Consider the following 16,076-nt stretch of genomic DNA (forward strand, 5'->3'; position numbering starts at 1 on the left):
CAGAGGAGCGCCACTATCGCCACGCCATCACGGCGATGCGTACGGGCGCTAACCGCAGACGGCGCGTTTCTCGCTTTCCGGGGAACGGGACGGGTTGAACAGGTTTTTTCCCGCGCGGTAAACCTGTTGATACCTGAACAGCAGCGGTTGCTGACGTTACTGAGTGAAGGTTGTGATAACGCGCCTAACAGCTGTCGGCTGGCGCTGACGCATTGTGAAGAGCTGTTTCACCCCGGTGAGAGAGTCAGTTTTACCGAATCGGGGATAGCCGTTGGCAACGATAAATGGATAGAAACTTCCGGTTGTCTGCCGTGGCGCATACCACAGTGGAGGCCTGATGCAATAAGCCTTGCTGCAATCCGCTGGCTGCGCTGGGAAGAGGTTATCCGCCAACAGCTAAGAAGCGCTGACACATTATTTCTGTACCAGGGTGATAACCCGTTTTATCTGGAAATCACCCGTCAATTACTGAGTCACCGGCAAACATTACTGGCGGTGTTGCATACAGGAGAAAATATCTCTACAGCGGTCAGCCATTTAATTGGTCTGGGGATTGGTTTGACGCCTTCATCTGATGATTATTTAGTGGGTTTAAGCACTATTTTATTTATTCCTGGACATCCGCTGGGGAAATATCGTGATGATTTTTTAGCAGCCTTACAACGTGCCGGAAATAATACCACGCTACTCAGCAAAATAACGCTAGAGGAAGCCTTTCATCAACGTTATCGGGAAAGCGTCGGACGGCTGCTGAACCATATTATTACTGAGCAACAACCCGTTTCTACGCAATATATTACTGACATTAAAAATATCGGCTCAAGTTCTGGCTGCGACATGCTGTATGGCATGGCGGATGCCTGCGCCCTGAGCCACAGGTCCGGAGGGAATTATGTCGATCAGGATAGTTGTTAAAAAGAATACGTATTTTGATTCTGTCTCACTGATGTCTATCTCCACACGCGCAAATAAGCTCGATGGCGTTGAGCAGGCGTTCGTGGCTATGGCGACAGAAATGAATAAGGGCGTACTGAAGAATCTCGGTCTGCTCACGCCTGAACTTGAAGAGGCGAAAAGTGGCGACCTGATGATTGTCATTAAAGGTGCCAGCGAGGCGGCGAACGATCAGACGCTGGTGGCGATTGAAGATTTGTTTACGCATAAAGAGCAGGGGGGGCAGCATGAAGCGCGCTATGCCACGCTTGCCAGTGCGAAGAAGCATGTTCCTGACAGCAACCTGGCGGTGATCTCGGTCAATGGTCTGTTTGCCGCGCGTGAAGCGCGTCAGGCGCTGCAAAATAACCTCAACGTGATGCTGTTCTCTGACAACGTCTCTCTTGAAGACGAACTGGCGCTCAAGCAGCTGGCGCATGAAAAAGGGCTGCTGATGATGGGGCCCGATTGCGGAACCGCCATTATTAACGGCGCGGCGCTGTGTTTTGGCAATGCGGTGCGTCGCGGCAACATCGGAATTGTTGGTGCCTCCGGTACCGGTAGCCAGGAGCTGAGCGTACGCATTCACGAGTTTGGCGGCGGGATTTCCCAACTGATTGGCACCGGTGGACGCGATCTGAGCGAAAAGATTGGCGGCCTGATGATGCTTGACGCGATTGGCATGCTGGAGGCCGATCCGCAAACCGAGATCATCGCGCTTATCTCCAAACCTCCTGCGCCAACAGTGGCGCGCAAGGTGCTGGAACGTGCGCGCGCCTGCCATAAGCCCGTCGTGGTGTGTTTCCTCGGACGTGAAGCCGCGCCTGCGGATGAAAACGGTCTGCTGTTTGCACGCGGCACTAAAGAGGCGGCGCTGAAAGCGGTACTGCTGACTGGCGTGAAAAAAGAGAGTCTGGATCTGCATCCGCTCAACTGGCCGCTGATTGAAGAGGTTCGCGCCCGCCTGACCCCGCAGCAAAAGTACATTCGCGGCTTGTTCTGTGGCGGTACGCTGTGTGATGAGGCGATGTTTGCTGCCATGGAAAAACATGCGGAGGTTTACAGCAACATTCATCCGGATCCGGCTTTTCGCCTGACAGATCTCAACCGCAGCGTGGGACATACCTTCCTTGATTTCGGAGATGACGATTTTACCAACGGTAAACCGCACCCGATGATCGATCCAACCAACCGCATTAGTCGTCTGTTGCAGGAAGCACGCGATCCTGAAGTCGGCGTGATCGTTATGGACTTCGTTCTTGGATATGGATCACATGAAGATCCGGTTGGCGTGATGATCGAGGCGATCGTCGAAGCCAAAGCGATCGCCGCCGCAGAGGGGCGTCCGCTTGAGATCCTCGGCTACGTGCTGGGAACCGATCTCGATACGCCGTCGCTGGAAAAACAGTGCCAGATGCTGACCGATGCAGGTGTGATCTGGGCGAGCAGTAGCACCAATACCGGATTGCTGGCGCGTGAATTTATCTGTAAAGGGGAGGAAGCCTGATGAGCCAGACACTGTTTAACCAGCCGCTGAACGTAATTAACGTCGGCATCGCGATGTTCAGCGATGACCTGAAAAAGCAGAATGTTCCCGTGACCCAGCTCGACTGGACGCCGCCGGGCCAGGGCAACATGCAGGTCGTGGCCGCACTGGACGAAATTGCCGATTCGCCGCTGGCTGACAAAATCGCTGCCGCTAACCAGCAGGCGCTGGAACGCATTATCCAGTCGCATCCGGTGCTGATTGGCTATGACCAGGCGATCAACGTCGTGCCGGGCATGACCCGCAACACCATCCTGCACGCCGGACCGCCCATCTGCTGGGAAAAAATGTGCGGCGCAATGAAGGGCGCGGTCACCGGGGCTTTGGTGTTTGAAGGGCTGGCGAAAGATCTGGATGAAGCCGCCGACCTGGCCGCCTCGGGTGAAATCATCTTCTCACCGTGCCACGAGCATGACTGTGTCGGTTCGATGGCGGGTGTGACGTCGGCGTCGATGTTTATGCACATCGTCGAGAACAAAACCTACGGCAACCGCGCATATACCAATATGAGCGAGCAGATGGCGAAGATCCTGCGCATGGGCGCGAACGATCAGAGCGTTATCGATCGCCTGAACTGGATGCGCGATGTGATGGGACCGATGCTGCGCGACGCCATGAAGCTGGCGGGCGAAATCGATCTGCGCCTGATGCTGGCGCAGGCGCTGCACATGGGCGATGAGTGCCATAACCGCAACAACGCCGGGACGGCGCTACTGATACAGGCACTGACGCCGTGGATTATTCAGACCGGCTATCCGGTTGAGCAGCAGCGTGAGGTATTCGAGTTCGTCCTCAGCAGCGATTACTTCTCCGGACCGACCTGGATGGCGATGTGTAAAGCCGCAATGGACGCCGCACACGGGATCGAATACAGCACCGTAGTCACGACGATGGCGCGTAACGGCGTTGAATTCGGTCTGCGCATCAGCGGCTTACCGGGTCAGTGGTTTACCGGTCCGGCGCAGCAGGTGATTGGCCCGATGTTTGCGGGCTATAAGCCCGAAGATTCCGGACGTGATATCGGTGATAGCGCAATTACCGAAACCTACGGCATCGGCGGTTTTGCCATGGCCACGGCACCGGCCATCGTGGCGCTGGTGGGCGGTACGGTTGAAGAGGCGGTCGATTTCTCTCGCCAGATGCGTGAAATCACTCTCGGCGAAAACCCCAACGTTACCATTCCGTTACTTGGTTTTATGGGCGTACCGACCGCTATCGACATTACGCGCGTGGGTAGCACCGGCATTCTGCCGGTGATTAACACCGCAATTGCGCACAAAGATGCGGGGATCGGCATGATCGGCGCCGGAATAGTCCATCCGCCGTTCGCCTGTTTTGAAAAGGCGATCCTCAACTGGCGCGACCGCTACTGCCAATAACAACAATCGGGGCTAACGCTGTTAGCCCCACAGTAGCGAAGCGAAAAACGTTGCTTACCTGCAGGGCTGGGCGATCCCCGGGATCGCAAACGATGCTTAACCTGTTAAGGATATTCCATGAACAGCATAAAACTAGAATGGAAACGTGGTGACTGGGCTGCTTACTTTGGGCTGATGACCAACAACCTGACTAACCTGCTGACAATGATGGGGCTGCTCATTTTTGTCGTCGGGATCCCTACCGAAATTGTCTATGGTCGCATTGCGCCTGCCTTTGGTCTGGCGGTGCTGGTGGCCAGCGTCTGCTACGCCTGGTTTGGCCTGCAGATGGCAAAGCACACCGGGCGCAAAGACGTGACAGCGCTACCGTCCGGGCCGAGCGCACCGTCAATTTTTACCGTGACCTTCCTGGTGCTAATGCCGGTATATCAGCAAACCAAAGATGCCAACTTTGCTATCCAGATAGCCCTGGTGTGGTGCTTTGTAGAAGCGTTGATCCTGGTCGGCGGCTCCTTCCTAGGCGAGACCATCCGCAAGATGATCCCGCGTACGGTATTACTTTCTTGTCTGTCCGGTCTGGGACTGTTGCTGCTGGCGATGAACCCGATGCTGCAGGCATTCGAAGCGCCGACCGTCTCTTTCATCGTCTTGTTGTTGATCTTCATTAACTGGTTCGGTAAGAAGCCGATTTTTGCCCGCATCCCCACCGGTTTGCTGCTGCTGATTGCCGGTACAGCGTTGGCGTGGATCTCCGGTTTGCAAAGCCCGGAAGCCATTAAATCTTCGATGTCTTCCTTTGGATTCAACCCGCCGGAAATCCATGTCGACAGCTTCCTGCAGGGTTTGCCGCACGCGCTGCCGTACCTGGCTTCTGCGGTTCCTCTGGGTCTGGCGAACTACATTTTTGACCTTGAGAACATTGAAAGTGCGCATGCGGCGGGGGATGAGTACAACACCCGTAAAGTCATGATGGCGAACGGTTTTGCCTCCATGCTCGGCTGCATGCTGGGCAACCCATTCCCGGTGACCGTATATGTTGGGCATGCGGGCTGGAAAGCGATGGGGGCCAGCATCGGTTATACCCTCGCTTCAGGCATCACCATGTTCCTGGTACCGCTGTTTGGGCTGGGGGCGTTTATGCTCGCGATTATTCCGATGACTGCGATAGTGCCGATTCTGGTGTTTATCGGCGTGGTGACCGCCAACCAGGTGGTGCGAGAGACGCCCAAAGTCGAGGTTCCCGTTATCTTTATCTGCTTGTTCCCGTGGATCGCTAACTGGGCGTTGACCATCGTCAACAGCGTGATGGGCGCCGCCGGAACATCCGCGGGGAAACTGGGCAGCGACCTGCTGCACAGCAAAGGTGTCTATTACGATGGGCTGGTGCATCTGGGAAGCGGCGCGCCGCTGGCCAGTATGCTGTGGGGCTGCGTCGCTATCTTCGCCATTATGAATAAGCCGCTGCGTGGGGCGATTGCCGCAGCTTTTGGCGCGCTGTTATCGCTGTTTGGTGTGATCCACTCTCCGACGGTTGGCTTTGCAGAAGGCAGTTCGATGATGTTTGTTGTGGCCTACCTGATGATGAGCGGCATGTTTGTCCTCAAGCATGTTCTTGATAGCCGTGAAGCGGTGACTGCGCCTGAGCAGGAACCGACGAAAACGACCTGAATCGCCTGTAAGCGGAAGATAACACTATGAAAGAACTTGTGGTCGTTGCCATTGGCGGCAACAGTATTATCAAAGATAACGCCAGCCAGTCGATTGAGCACCAGGCTGAAGCGGTGAAAGCGGTGGCGGACACGGTGCTGGAGATGTTGGCATCGGACTACAACATTGTGCTGACGCACGGAAACGGGCCGCAGGTGGGGCTGGATCTACGGCGTGCGGAAATCGCGCATGAGCGTGAAGGGTTGCCGCTCACCCCGCTGGCAAACTGCGTCGCCGATACGCAGGGCGGGATCGGCTATCTGATCCAACAGGCGCTGAACAACCGCCTGGCGCGGCGCGGTGATCAGAAGGCGGTTACGGTGGTCACGCAGGTGGAGGTCGACAAAAACGATCCGGGCTTCGCTAACCCGACCAAGCCTATCGGCGCGTTCTTTAGCGAAGCGCAGCGCGATGAACTGCAGCGGGTCAATCCGGGCTGGCGCTTTGTTGAAGATTCGGGACGCGGCTACCGCCGGGTCGTCGCCTCTCCGGAACCGAAGCGTATTGTCGAGGCGGAGGCGATCAAAACGCTGACCCAGCAAGGCTTTGTGGTGATTGGCGCGGGTGGCGGTGGGATCCCGGTGGTGCGTAGCGATCAGGGGGATTATCAGAGCGTGGATGCGGTGATTGATAAAGATCTCTCCACGGCTCTGCTGGCGCAGGAGATCCGCGCTGACATTCTGGTGATCACCACCGGCGTCGAACAGGTCTGTATTCATTTTGGCAAACCCAACCAGCAGGCGCTGGATAAGGTGGATGTCGCAACGATGACCCGTTACATGCAGGAGGGACATTTCCCGCCGGGGAGCATGTTACCCAAAATCGTTGCCAGTCTGGCGTTCCTGGCGCGTGGCGGTAAGCGAGTGATCATCACCACGCCGGAATGCCTGCCGGCCGCACTGCGCGGCGAAACGGGCACTCATATTGTCCATTCCTGAGAGGAAATGTGAATGAAGGAAAGTAACAGCCGCCGTGAATTTTTAAGTCAGAGCGGAAAAATGGTCACCGCTGCCGCGCTGTTTGGCGCAGTGGCTCCGGTCGCGTATGCTGCTAATCCTGTCGGGAACACCTGCGGGGCGAAGAGCACAATGACGATTAACGATAAGCACTATTACCTGGATAACGTCCTGCTGGAAGCGGGGTTTGATTACGAAAACTCGGTGGTGGTGCATACCCATACCGCGCTGCAAACCGTTGAAATTCAGGACGGGAAAATTGTTGCACTGCGTGAGAATAAGCAGCATCCGGATGCGACGCTGCCGCACTACGATGCGGGTGGAAAGCTGATGCTGCCCGCCATGCGCGACATGCACATCCATCTGGATAAAACCTTTTACGGCGGTCCCTGGCGTTCGCTGAATCGCCCGGCTGGCACCACCATTCAGGATATGATCCGCCTTGAGCAAAAGCTGCTGCCTGAACTCCAGCCTTACACGCAGGAGCGCGCGGAAAAGCTCATCGATCTGCTGCAATCAAAAGGCACCTCGATCGCCCGCAGCCACTGCAATATCGAACCGGTTTCCGGGCTGAAAAACCTGGAAAATCTGCAGGCGGTGCTGGCGCGTCGCCAGCCGGGTTTTGCCTGTGAAATCGTGGCGTTTCCGCAGCATGGCCTGCTGTTATCGAAGTCTGAACCGTTGATGCGTGAAGCAATGCAGGCGGGGGCGCATTACGTCGGCGGTCTGGACCCAACCAGCGTGGACGGGGCGATGGAAAAATCCCTCGACACCATGTTCCAGATTGCGCTGGATTACGATAAAGGCGTGGATATCCATCTGCATGAAACCAGCCCGGCGGGCGTTGCGGCGGTGAATTACATGGTGGAAACGGTGGAGAAAACGCCGCAGTTGAAGGGCAAACTGACCATCAGCCACGCATTTGCGCTGGCGACGCTGAACGAACAGCAGGTGGATGCGCTGGCGAGCCGCATGGCGGCGCAGCAGATTACCATTGCCTCGACGGTGCCGATCGGTACCTTGCATATGCCGCTCAAGCAGCTGCGTGACAAAGGCGTGGAAGTGATTACCGGGACTGACAGTGTGATTGACCATTGGTCGCCGTACGGACTTGGAGACATGCTGGAGAAGGCGAATCTGTACGCGCAGCTGTATATTCGTCCCAATGAACTCAACCTGTCGCGAGCGCTGTTCCTCGCCACCGGCGATGTGCTGCCGCTTAACGATAAAGGTGAGCGCGTCTGGCCGAAGGCGCAGGATGAAGCCAGCTTTGTACTGGTGGATGCCTCCTGCTCAGCGCAAGCGGTCGCGCGAATCTCCCCACGCACCGCGACCTTCCATAAAGGCCAACTGGTGTGGGGGAACGTCGCAAGCTAGCCTGGTTTGATGCGCAGCGGCAATCGCTGCTGCGCTCTCTGCTCGTTAACCGACGATCCCCATATAGCCGTGAATCCCCATATATAAGCCGACCATCGCGATAAGCGCGCTGGAAAAATAGGGGGTTTTGCGTGCCAGTGTGTTAAATCCGCTCCAGCGTTTGGCCGCCTGCTGCACGCTGATTGCCGCTCCCACGCCCACCGTTACCAGCGTTAGCGCCAGCCCGAGGCTGAAGCACAGCACCATGGTGGCACCCAGCGTGAAGGCTTTGAGCTGGATGCAAATCAGCAGTACCGTAATGGCAGCAGGGCAGGGGATCAACCCGCCGGTCAGACCAAACAATAATATTTGGCCGTTGGTGACCTCTTTGCCTGCAAAGCGGCGCTGAATATCGGTAGCATGTGCCCGCTCGTGGGCGTCCTGATACGCTTTTGAATCTTCGCTCAGTCCGGCCAGGGCGCTATGGTGATGATCATGTTCGTGATGATGGTGGTGAGCTTCACCGTGGTTATGATGGTGGTGATGGTCATCATGATCATGGTGATGCTCATGATCGTGGTCATGATGCGTCTGGGTCAGCCAGTTCTGTTCTCCCTGCCAGGTTCGCCAGAACATCCAGAATGCGGTCCCGAGAATAATAATCGCCGAGACAAACTGCAGCCACGGCTCAACGGCCTGGGCAGTAAACGCTTTGCTGATATACATCCCGCCGAGCGCAATCAGCCATACCACTGCGGTATGCGACAGCGTTGCCGCCAGCCCCAGCATCACCGCCTGTTTGATGGTTCCCTTAATGGCAATAATAAAGGCCGCCATCATCGTCTTAGAATGCCCCGGTTCCAGACCGTGTAACACTCCTAATAGAATCGCGCTGGGAATGAAAAACCAGGCGTTGCCTTGCTGAAGAAGCGTAGAAAACTCACCCATGAGAATGATTCTTCGTTGTTTAATTTTGCCAGATTCTACTCCCCCCCAGTATTAAATACTACCCCCCAGTAGAATGACGATGGTATTGTCGCTACAGCCAGACGTTGAAAAGGTATTGCTATGTCACACACGATCCGCGACAAACAAAAGCTGAAAGCCCGAGCCAGTAAGATTCAGGGGCAGGTAGCGGCGTTGAAAACCATGCTGGATGAACCGCATGAATGCGCGGCTGTATTGCAGCAAATAGCGGCGATCCGCGGTGCGGTAAACGGGTTAATGCGCGAGGTGATTAAAGGTCATCTGACCGAGCACATTGTGCATCAGGGCGATGAAATTAAGCGCGAAGAAGATTTGGATGTGGTTTTGAAGGTGCTCGATTCGTACATCAAATAAGTCAGTTTAACGGCTCATCCATATACTGATGAATGAGCCGTTAAAAACACGTTCTAGCCAAAAAACATCACAGATACGCACAGCAGACCGACAATCAGGGTGATCAGATTACCCACTGAACGGTACGGCTTTAGCGCCGGGATCAGATAGGTAGATAATGTCGGCATGATAAACAGAATCATGGCAATCAGCGGCCCGCTAATCGCGTAAATCATTGAAATTGCATTAGGGTTAATGCAGCAAATGATAAACGTAATGGTCGAAACCAGCATAATGGACAGGGCGCGGTTAAAGGCCCGGCTTTTCTTCACTCCCACCTGATGCAACGATGTTTTTACCACCTCCGTTGCCCCTTCAATCACGCCAAAGTAGGTGCCGAGGAACGATTTTGACATCGCCACGACGGCGACAATGATCCCAGAAATCGACAGCCATGCTGGTGCGTTTGGCATCATCGATAGCGCTGACAGAATGGTCACCCCTTCATTTTTCGCGTCCTCGATATAGTTTGTCGGAATCGAAAGCAAACAGCTGAAGACGAAAAACAGCACGCTCAGGCAGATGATGATGTAGGCTACCTTCATGATTTTTTTGCATTTACCCATGGCCTGCTCGCCATATTTCTCACGTCGGTCGATGGCGAACGTCGAGATAATTGGCGTATGGCTAAAAGCGAAAACCATCACGGGAATAGATATCCAAACCTGATGAAGCGTGTGCTGATCGAAAGACATCTGGCCGGTGAGTAGCGTTGGCTGCCAGCTTCCGGTCAGGTAGAGCGAAAGGAACAAAAAGTACGCGATGAGCGGGAACACCAGAAAGCCCATTACCCGAATGGTTGCTTGTCGGCCCATCAGAAAAATCAAGTTTAGCACCAGCACCACGCCAAGACTGACCAGCATGCGAACACGCAGATCGATGGCGATATGTTTTGCCAGTTGTTCAGTGAGTGAATTGGTTATCGCCACGGCGTAGATCAGTACCACCACAAAGAAGGCAATAAAATAGAGGGTCGTGATCAGGCTGCCTATCTTTTTGCCGTAGTAGTGCGTAACTGCACCAGTGATCCCTTCACCTGCCGAGGTTTTTGAGGACAGGATAAACTGGCACAGCGCCTTGTGCGGCCAGTAGGTTAAAGGCCAGGCGACGAGTGCGGTGATAAACAGTACCACCGCGCCTGCAGAACCCAGCTGTATGGGGAGGAAGAGGGTTCCTGCGCCGACGGCAGTCCCATATAGTGCGAAGCTCCAGAGAGTCTCTTCTTTTGACCAAAATTTCGACATTATTTGAACGTATCAACTATAAAATAAACAAAAAGAAGCGCAATTTACCACAAATGGCAGGGGCTGGGGGAGGTGTCAACAAGCGGGCGAGTGAATGGATCAAAAGCCGGAACCGAGAAGATTCCGGCTATTGTTTGAATTATCAGGCAGTAACGCGCTGCTGGCGACGCTTCATAACGCGCTCGCGTAAAGTGTCATAAGCCCAGTTATAGAACATGGTGTATGGCAGGAAGAACAGGAAGAAACCTATTTCCAGCGTGAATGCCTGGAGCAGGCTGACGTTCAGCACATACGCCACGATGCTCACCCCGATGACAATAAAACCGCTCTCGAAGCCTAAGGCGTGGAATGCCCGCACTTTAGCCGTACGTTTTACCAGGTGCGACGGCCACAGTCGGTCAAACAGGGCGTTATAAATGATATTCCAGATCATCGCCGTCGTGGCGAGAAGAATGGTCAGTCCGCCCATTTCCAGCACCGAGCGCTGCATCAACCATGCGGTGGTTGGTGCGAGGATCGCGGTGGCAATGCCTTCAAAGCAGACGGCATGAAAAATTCGCTCCAGTAACGAGCGGCGTTGGACTGTATCGTGTTGCATAATCTAAAACCTTCTTTGATGCCCGGATAACGGAATGGTGGCAATTTTATCGTTTTATGTGATATCTAAAAGATAGTATCCATCGATAAAGTAGATAGTTCATGCGTTACTCTCCTGAAGCGTTAACGGCATTTGTGGAGACCGTTTCCTGCGGCTCATTTTCTGCTGCGGCCCGGCGGCTGCGTAAAAGTCAGTCCACCATCAGCACGGCCATTGCGCATCTGGAAGCCGATCTCGGTTTTGCGCTGTTTGACCGCTCATCACGTCAGCCGACGCTAACCGAAGAAGGTAAGCGGGTGCTGGGCTATGTGCAGGCAATTTTGACGGCCAGCGAACGTCTTGATGAGGCAGCGATTTCGCTGTCGGGTGAAACGGAAGCGCGTCTGACCTTCGTTTTGTCTGACACGCTGCACCCGGATGTGCTGGAAGAATTGATGGTGCAGTTTGACCACAAGTTTCCCCATACCGAGTTTGAATGTCTGATTGGCGAAGATGAAGACGTTATCGATCTGCTGCAAAAAGGACGTGCTCAGGTTGGGTTGATCGAAGCCCGGGAGGATTACCCGACCGACATGGGCGTCACGCGTCTGCCGATGCAAACCTGGATGGGATTATACGTTGCGGCATCGCATCCACTGGCGACTCAAGAAAAACTGCAGTGGGAACAGCTGCATACCTGGCGAGAGCTGCGGCTGAATACCTATCTGGAGAGCGGCACTAACGTGGCGCGCGGCCCCGTCTGGTCGGCGCCTAACTATTTGTTGCTGCTGAGTATGGCGGTGCAGGGATTCGGCTGGTGCGCGCTCCCTTGTGCGCTGGTGGAGGAGTTTGCGGCAGAAAAACCGCTGGTTCAATTGATGCTGCCCGGCTGGCCAAAGGCTATCTCTATCGATCTGCTGTGGAATAAGAAATCACCGCCTGGCGTGGCGGGAAGTTGGCTGCGCGACCATTTACAGCAGAGTGGCGTTCAGATGACCAATAAATGATACGAATTTCCTTTGTGATAAAAATCACCGTTTTTAAACAACCTTGATAACTCTTTTTAACAATCATCTACTATTGCGGTGTTATTTTGCGCTGAGGTGGTGATGAAAGAGGTTGTGATAGTCGGGGCGTTACGGACACCAATCGGCTGCTTCCAGGGGACGCTGGCGCGCCACTCTGCCGTTGAATTAGGTAGCATGGTAGTCAGGGCGTTACTGGAGCGCACGGGCGTGGACGTTCACGCTGTGGATGAAGTGATCCTCGGACAGGTGCTTACCGCAGGTGCCGGGCAAAATCCGGCGCGTCAGTCCGCCATCAATGGTGGGCTACCCAATACCGTCTCCGCCATCACCATTAACGATGTCTGCGGCTCGGGTCTGAAAGCGCTGCATCTGGCGACCCAGGCTATCCAGTGCGGCGAAGCCGACATTGTCATTGCGGGTGGACAAGAGAATATGAGCCGTGCGCCGCATGTCCTTACTGATAGCCGTACCGGCGCACAGTTGGGCAACAGTCAACTGGTCGACAGCCTGGTGCATGACGGCCTGTGGGACGCTTTCAACGATTACCATATGGGCGTTACCGCGGAAAATCTGGCGCGGGAATATGGCATCAGCCGTGAACTGCAGGATGCCTACGCACTGCATTCGCAGCACAAGGCGCGGATGGCAATTGACGCCGGGCGCTTTAAAGATGAAATCGTGCCGGTGGTAACGCAGCGTAATGGGCAATCGTTCGTGGTGGATACCGACGAACAGCCGCGCACCGATGCCAGCGCAGAAGGATTGGCGCGTCTGGATCCGACCTTCGACAGGCTCGGTTCAGTAACCGCGGGCAACGCGTCCTCCATCAATGATGGCGCCGCTGCGGTGATGATGATGAGCGAGGCCAAGGCCCAGGAGCTGAATTTGCCGGTGCTGGCCCGCATTCGTGCCTTTGCCAGCGTCGGGGTCGATCCCGCGCTCATGGGAATTGCGCCGGTGTACGCGACGCGCCGTTGCCTTGAGCGTGTGGGCTGGCAACTGGCTGATGTTGATCTTATCGAGGCCAACGAAGCCTTTGCCGCACAGGCATTGTCCGTTGGTAAAATGTTGGAGTGGGATGAACGGCGGGTGAATGTGAACGGCGGAGCCATTGCGCTCGGTCATCCGATTGGCGCATCTGGCTGCCGTATTCTGGTTTCACTGGTGCATGAAATGGTGAAGCGTCGGGCGCACAAGGGCCTGGCAACGTTATGTATCGGCGGTGGTCAGGGCGTGGCGCTCGCTATCGAGCGAGATTAACCACCCGAAGTTTTCTCTGCTTAAACGCCTTTCCCGCTGTATATCCCCTGCATCTATAAAAAAGCCCTCCAACAGGAGGGCAAGGCCAGTTACAGAAACATACACTCTAAACTCTGCTAACGTATCAAAACGGCGTTTCATTTCATGTGATTAACAGCGCACTTTGTTAGAAAAGGTGTGTGAACGGCGTGTGAGGCTGGCTGTATTTTCAGTGTCTTATCCCTGCCCTTCATGAACTACTCTTGTTTATTTTTATCTATCTAATTGTTTTAAATAATTTTATTGAAATTATTCCCGCGATTTATATGCGCTAGCGTGATCGCAATTACACTTTTGATAATAAGATGCAGAAAAAGTGAAACGTTGTTTTATTTGTAATTGAAAACCCATTCTGGGAGGGATATCATGAGCGCATAAGATAAAACGGAACAGCGTTTTGCTATTCGTTTAAGCATTCACGGTCAATTTATCACTGGAGGTAAATGTGGACGTAAGACAAAGCATCCATAGTGCGCATGCGAAAACCCTGGACACTCAGGAGCTACGTAATGAGTTTTTGGTCGAAGAAGTGTTTGTCGCAGATGAATACACCATGGTCTACAGCCACATTGACCGCATCATTGTTGGCGGCATTATGCCAGTGGCCAAAACCGTCTCTGTGGGTGGCGAAGTCGGCAAACAGCTGGGCGTAACCTACTTCCTCGAGCGTCGTGAGCTGGGTGTGATTAACATCGGTGGCCCGGGCACGATTACCGTTGACGGCCAGTGCTATGAAATTGGTCATCGTGACGCGCTGTACGTCGGGAAAGGGGCCAAAGAAGTGGTATTCGCCAGCATCGATACGGCGAAACCAGCGAAGTTTTACTACAACTGCGCGCCGGCCCACACGACTTATCCAACCAAAAAAGTCACGCCAGCAGACGTTGCGCCAGTGACGCTGGGCGATGACCTCACCAGTAACCGTCGTACCATCAACAAATATTTTGTGCCGGATGTGCTGGAAACCTGCCAGTTGAGCATGGGTCTGACCGAACTGGCGCCGGGTAACCTGTGGAACACCATGCCGTGTCATACCCATGAACGTCGTATGGAAGTCTATTTCTATTTCAATATGGAAGAAGATACCTGCGTCTTCCACATGATGGGGCAGCCTCAGGAAACGCGTCATATTGTGATGCACAACGAGCAGGCGGTGATTTCGCCGAGCTGGTCAATTCACTCCGGCGTTGGCACAAAAGCTTATACGTTCATTTGGGGCATGGTCGGCGAAAACCAGGTCTTTGATGATATGGACCATGTAGCGGTCAAAGATCTGCGCTAGTTGCGGGCGATAGCCGTGCCTGCTGCGGCGGGCATTATAAAAAATTAAGGATTTACAATGATTTTGAATGCATTCTCTCTTGAAGGTAAGGTCGCCGTTGTGACCGGTTGTGACACTGGCCTGGGTCAGGGTATGGCGTTGGGTTTGGCTGAAGCGGGCTGCGATATCGTGGGGATCAACATCGTTGAACCGACGGAAACTATCGAACGCGTGACCGCGCTGGGGCGCCGTTTTTTAAGTCTGACCGCCGACCTGCGTCAAATTGACGGCATTCCGGCGCTGCTGGAGCGCGCAGTGGCAGAATTCGGTCATATCGATATTCTGGTCAACAACGCAGGTCTTATCCGTCGTGACGATGCGATCGACTTCAGCGAAAAAGACTGGGACGACGTGATGAACCTGAACATTAAGAGCGTGTTCTTTATGTCTCAGGCCGCGGCGAAGCACTTTATCGCTCAGGGTAACGGCGGCAAAATTATCAACATCGCCTCTATGCTTTCCTTCCAGGGCGGGATCCGCGTGCCGTCTTACACCGCGTCTAAAAGCGGCGTAATGGGCGTCACCCGCCTGATGGCGAACGAGTGGGCCAAACATAACATCAACGTCAACGCAATTGCGCCGGGTTACATGGCGACGAACAACACTCAACAGCTGCGCGCTGATGAGCAGCGTAGCGCAGAAATTCTCGATCGTATCCCGGCGGGTCGTTGGGGTCTGCCGAGTGACCTGATGGGGCCGATTGTGTTCCTGGCATCCAGCGCATCTGACTATATCAACGGCTATACCGTTGCGGTAGACGGCGGCTGGCTGGCGCGTTAATCCGCTTTCCAGAACCGACAAACCCTGCCCTTTGGCAGGTTTTGTCGGTTAAACATAAGGTGAATGTAGCAATACACCGGAGGCGACATATTCATTCCCTCTGGAACAACATTATGCCGCCAGGCAGATTACGAACAGATAAAATTACGCAGACAGAAAATCTTCGCGCATGGGCGTAAAGGTATCGAGTAGCGTTCCCGGTTTTAAACAGACGCAGCCATGCATAATGTTGGGCTGTTTATATAGGGTATCGCCTGCCCTAACGACATGCTTTTCTTCGCCGATGGTAAATTCAAACTCCCCAGACAAAACGTAAGTCAGCTGCTCATGCGGATGATTGTGCATCGGGCCAATCGCGCCTTGCTCGAAGTTCACCTCAACCGCCATCATTTTACCGTCGTGAGCAAGAATGCGTCGGGTAACGCCATTGCCCAGATCTTCAAGGGTGGTCTCTTTATGAAAAATAAACATCCGGTATTCCTGTAATTAAAACAATGTTTCATTAAACCTATATCAGAAAATTAAAAAAAGAAATGCACGCCAACAGATGTGGAAAGTTGATCACATCTT

The 16,076-nt window shown here is 54.1% G+C and carries 15 protein-coding genes; 11 read left to right on the forward strand and 4 right to left on the reverse strand.

The genetic code is table 11. The features are described from left to right. Positions 1-15 precede the first annotated feature (15 nt). From OGV93_RS22365 to OGV93_RS22390, 6 genes are all read left to right on the forward strand, one after another. Positions 16-915 carry an oxamate carbamoyltransferase subunit AllH family protein gene (locus OGV93_RS22365; protein WP_491700574.1) on the forward strand — a complete coding sequence of 300 codons (900 nt, stop codon included), beginning with the start codon at positions 16-18 and terminating at the stop codon, positions 913-915. Further along, positions 893-2,440: an acyl-CoA synthetase FdrA gene (gene fdrA / locus OGV93_RS22370; protein ID WP_016157393.1), complete on the forward strand. Its 1,548-nt coding sequence runs from the start codon at positions 893-895 to the stop codon at positions 2,438-2,440. The genes OGV93_RS22365 and fdrA overlap by 23 nt, the downstream gene beginning before the upstream one ends. After that, positions 2,440-3,858: a YlbE family protein gene (locus tag OGV93_RS22375; protein WP_016154297.1), complete on the forward strand. Its 1,419-nt coding sequence runs from the start codon at positions 2,440-2,442 to the stop codon at positions 3,856-3,858. Before fdrA ends, OGV93_RS22375 begins: the two co-directional genes overlap by 1 nt. A 117-nt stretch (positions 3,859-3,975) precedes the next feature. Continuing rightward, positions 3,976-5,526, forward strand: a complete 1,551-nt coding sequence (locus OGV93_RS22380; protein ID WP_172860673.1) for a permease family protein — start codon at positions 3,976-3,978, stop codon at positions 5,524-5,526. A gap of 26 nt (positions 5,527-5,552) precedes the next feature. Continuing rightward, the gene (locus OGV93_RS22385; RefSeq protein WP_103928557.1) at positions 5,553-6,503 is read left to right on the forward strand and encodes a carbamate kinase family protein; all 951 of its coding nucleotides are present in this window, start codon (positions 5,553-5,555) and stop codon (positions 6,501-6,503) included. Between the two features lie 12 nt (positions 6,504-6,515). Next, entirely contained in the window at positions 6,516-7,898 is a 1,383-nt protein-coding gene (locus tag OGV93_RS22390; protein WP_287110186.1) for an amidohydrolase family protein, read from the forward strand. A gap of 45 nt (positions 7,899-7,943) precedes the next feature. Here OGV93_RS22390 and OGV93_RS22395 read toward each other — a convergent pair whose 3' ends face one another. Continuing rightward, positions 7,944-8,825, reverse strand: coding sequence for a nickel/cobalt efflux protein RcnA (locus OGV93_RS22395; protein WP_287110187.1), 882 nt, complete (start codon positions 8,823-8,825; stop codon positions 7,944-7,946). Between the two features lie 120 nt (positions 8,826-8,945). Here OGV93_RS22395 and rcnR point away from each other — a divergent pair, with 120 nt between their 5' ends. Then, on the forward strand, positions 8,946-9,218 hold the full coding sequence (rcnR, locus tag OGV93_RS22400; RefSeq protein WP_016154292.1) for a Ni(II)/Co(II)-binding transcriptional repressor RcnR: 273 nt from the start codon (positions 8,946-8,948) through the stop codon (positions 9,216-9,218). 53 nt (positions 9,219-9,271) lie between these two features. On the opposite strand, the gene OGV93_RS22405 is transcribed toward rcnR, so the two are convergent. Beyond that, on the reverse strand, positions 9,272-10,501 hold the full coding sequence (locus OGV93_RS22405; protein WP_049269331.1) for an amino acid permease: 1,230 nt from the start codon (positions 10,499-10,501) through the stop codon (positions 9,272-9,274). Positions 10,502-10,643: 142 nt separating this feature from the next. Continuing rightward, positions 10,644-11,099: a multidrug/biocide efflux PACE transporter gene (locus OGV93_RS22410; protein WP_016154290.1), complete on the reverse strand. Its 456-nt coding sequence runs from the start codon at positions 11,097-11,099 to the stop codon at positions 10,644-10,646. Between the two features lie 101 nt (positions 11,100-11,200). Here OGV93_RS22410 and OGV93_RS22415 point away from each other — a divergent pair, with 101 nt between their 5' ends. From OGV93_RS22415 to kduD, 4 genes are all read left to right on the forward strand, one after another. After that, positions 11,201-12,085 carry a LysR family transcriptional regulator gene (locus OGV93_RS22415; protein ID WP_016154289.1) on the forward strand — a complete coding sequence of 295 codons (885 nt, stop codon included), beginning with the start codon at positions 11,201-11,203 and terminating at the stop codon, positions 12,083-12,085. Positions 12,086-12,187: 102 nt separating this feature from the next. Further along, positions 12,188-13,366 (forward strand): acetyl-CoA C-acetyltransferase, encoded by a 1,179-nt coding sequence (locus OGV93_RS22420; protein WP_006686936.1) that lies wholly within the window; start codon positions 12,188-12,190, stop codon positions 13,364-13,366. Between the two features lie 484 nt (positions 13,367-13,850). Next, the gene (gene kduI / locus OGV93_RS22425) at positions 13,851-14,687 is read left to right on the forward strand and encodes a 5-dehydro-4-deoxy-D-glucuronate isomerase (RefSeq protein WP_016154287.1); all 837 of its coding nucleotides are present in this window, start codon (positions 13,851-13,853) and stop codon (positions 14,685-14,687) included. 57 nt (positions 14,688-14,744) lie between these two features. Beyond that, complete coding sequence (gene kduD / locus OGV93_RS22430; RefSeq protein WP_016154286.1) at positions 14,745-15,506, forward strand: 2-dehydro-3-deoxy-D-gluconate 5-dehydrogenase KduD; 762 nt, start codon at positions 14,745-14,747, stop codon at positions 15,504-15,506. A 144-nt stretch (positions 15,507-15,650) separates the two neighbouring features. Here the strand turns inward: kduD and OGV93_RS22435 are convergent, their stop codons facing one another. Next, positions 15,651-15,977, reverse strand: a complete 327-nt coding sequence (locus OGV93_RS22435; protein ID WP_049282194.1) for a cupin domain-containing protein — start codon at positions 15,975-15,977, stop codon at positions 15,651-15,653. Between the last annotated feature and the right edge of the window lie 99 nt (positions 15,978-16,076).

This window comes from Citrobacter sp. Cb031 (genome assembly GCF_030336725.1).
In the GTDB taxonomy this organism is placed as follows: domain Bacteria; phylum Pseudomonadota; class Gammaproteobacteria; order Enterobacterales; family Enterobacteriaceae; genus Citrobacter; species Citrobacter braakii.

Bases quoted from the DNA above. Each gene is read 5' to 3' on its own strand.
- OGV93_RS22405 (WP_049269331.1), bottom strand. From the start codon at position 10,501: ATGTCGAAATTTTGGTCAAAAGAAGAGACTCTCTGGAGCTTCGCACTA.
- OGV93_RS22375 (WP_016154297.1), top strand. From the start codon at position 2,440: ATGAGCCAGACACTGTTTAACCAGCCGCTGAACGTAATTAACGTCGGC.
- OGV93_RS22415 (WP_016154289.1), top strand. From the start codon at position 11,201: ATGCGTTACTCTCCTGAAGCGTTAACGGCATTTGTGGAGACCGTTTCC.
- kduD (WP_016154286.1), top strand. From the start codon at position 14,745: ATGATTTTGAATGCATTCTCTCTTGAAGGTAAGGTCGCCGTTGTGACC.
- OGV93_RS22385 (WP_103928557.1), top strand. From the start codon at position 5,553: ATGAAAGAACTTGTGGTCGTTGCCATTGGCGGCAACAGTATTATCAAA.
- OGV93_RS22395 (WP_287110187.1), bottom strand. From the start codon at position 8,825: ATGGGTGAGTTTTCTACGCTTCTTCAGCAAGGCAACGCCTGGTTTTTC.
- OGV93_RS22390 (WP_287110186.1), top strand. From the start codon at position 6,516: ATGAAGGAAAGTAACAGCCGCCGTGAATTTTTAAGTCAGAGCGGAAAA.
- rcnR (WP_016154292.1), top strand. From the start codon at position 8,946: ATGTCACACACGATCCGCGACAAACAAAAGCTGAAAGCCCGAGCCAGT.
- OGV93_RS22410 (WP_016154290.1), bottom strand. From the start codon at position 11,099: ATGCAACACGATACAGTCCAACGCCGCTCGTTACTGGAGCGAATTTTT.
- OGV93_RS22420 (WP_006686936.1), top strand. From the start codon at position 12,188: ATGAAAGAGGTTGTGATAGTCGGGGCGTTACGGACACCAATCGGCTGC.
- OGV93_RS22435 (WP_049282194.1), bottom strand. From the start codon at position 15,977: ATGTTTATTTTTCATAAAGAGACCACCCTTGAAGATCTGGGCAATGGC.
- OGV93_RS22380 (WP_172860673.1), top strand. From the start codon at position 3,976: ATGAACAGCATAAAACTAGAATGGAAACGTGGTGACTGGGCTGCTTAC.
- fdrA (WP_016157393.1), top strand. From the start codon at position 893: ATGTCGATCAGGATAGTTGTTAAAAAGAATACGTATTTTGATTCTGTC.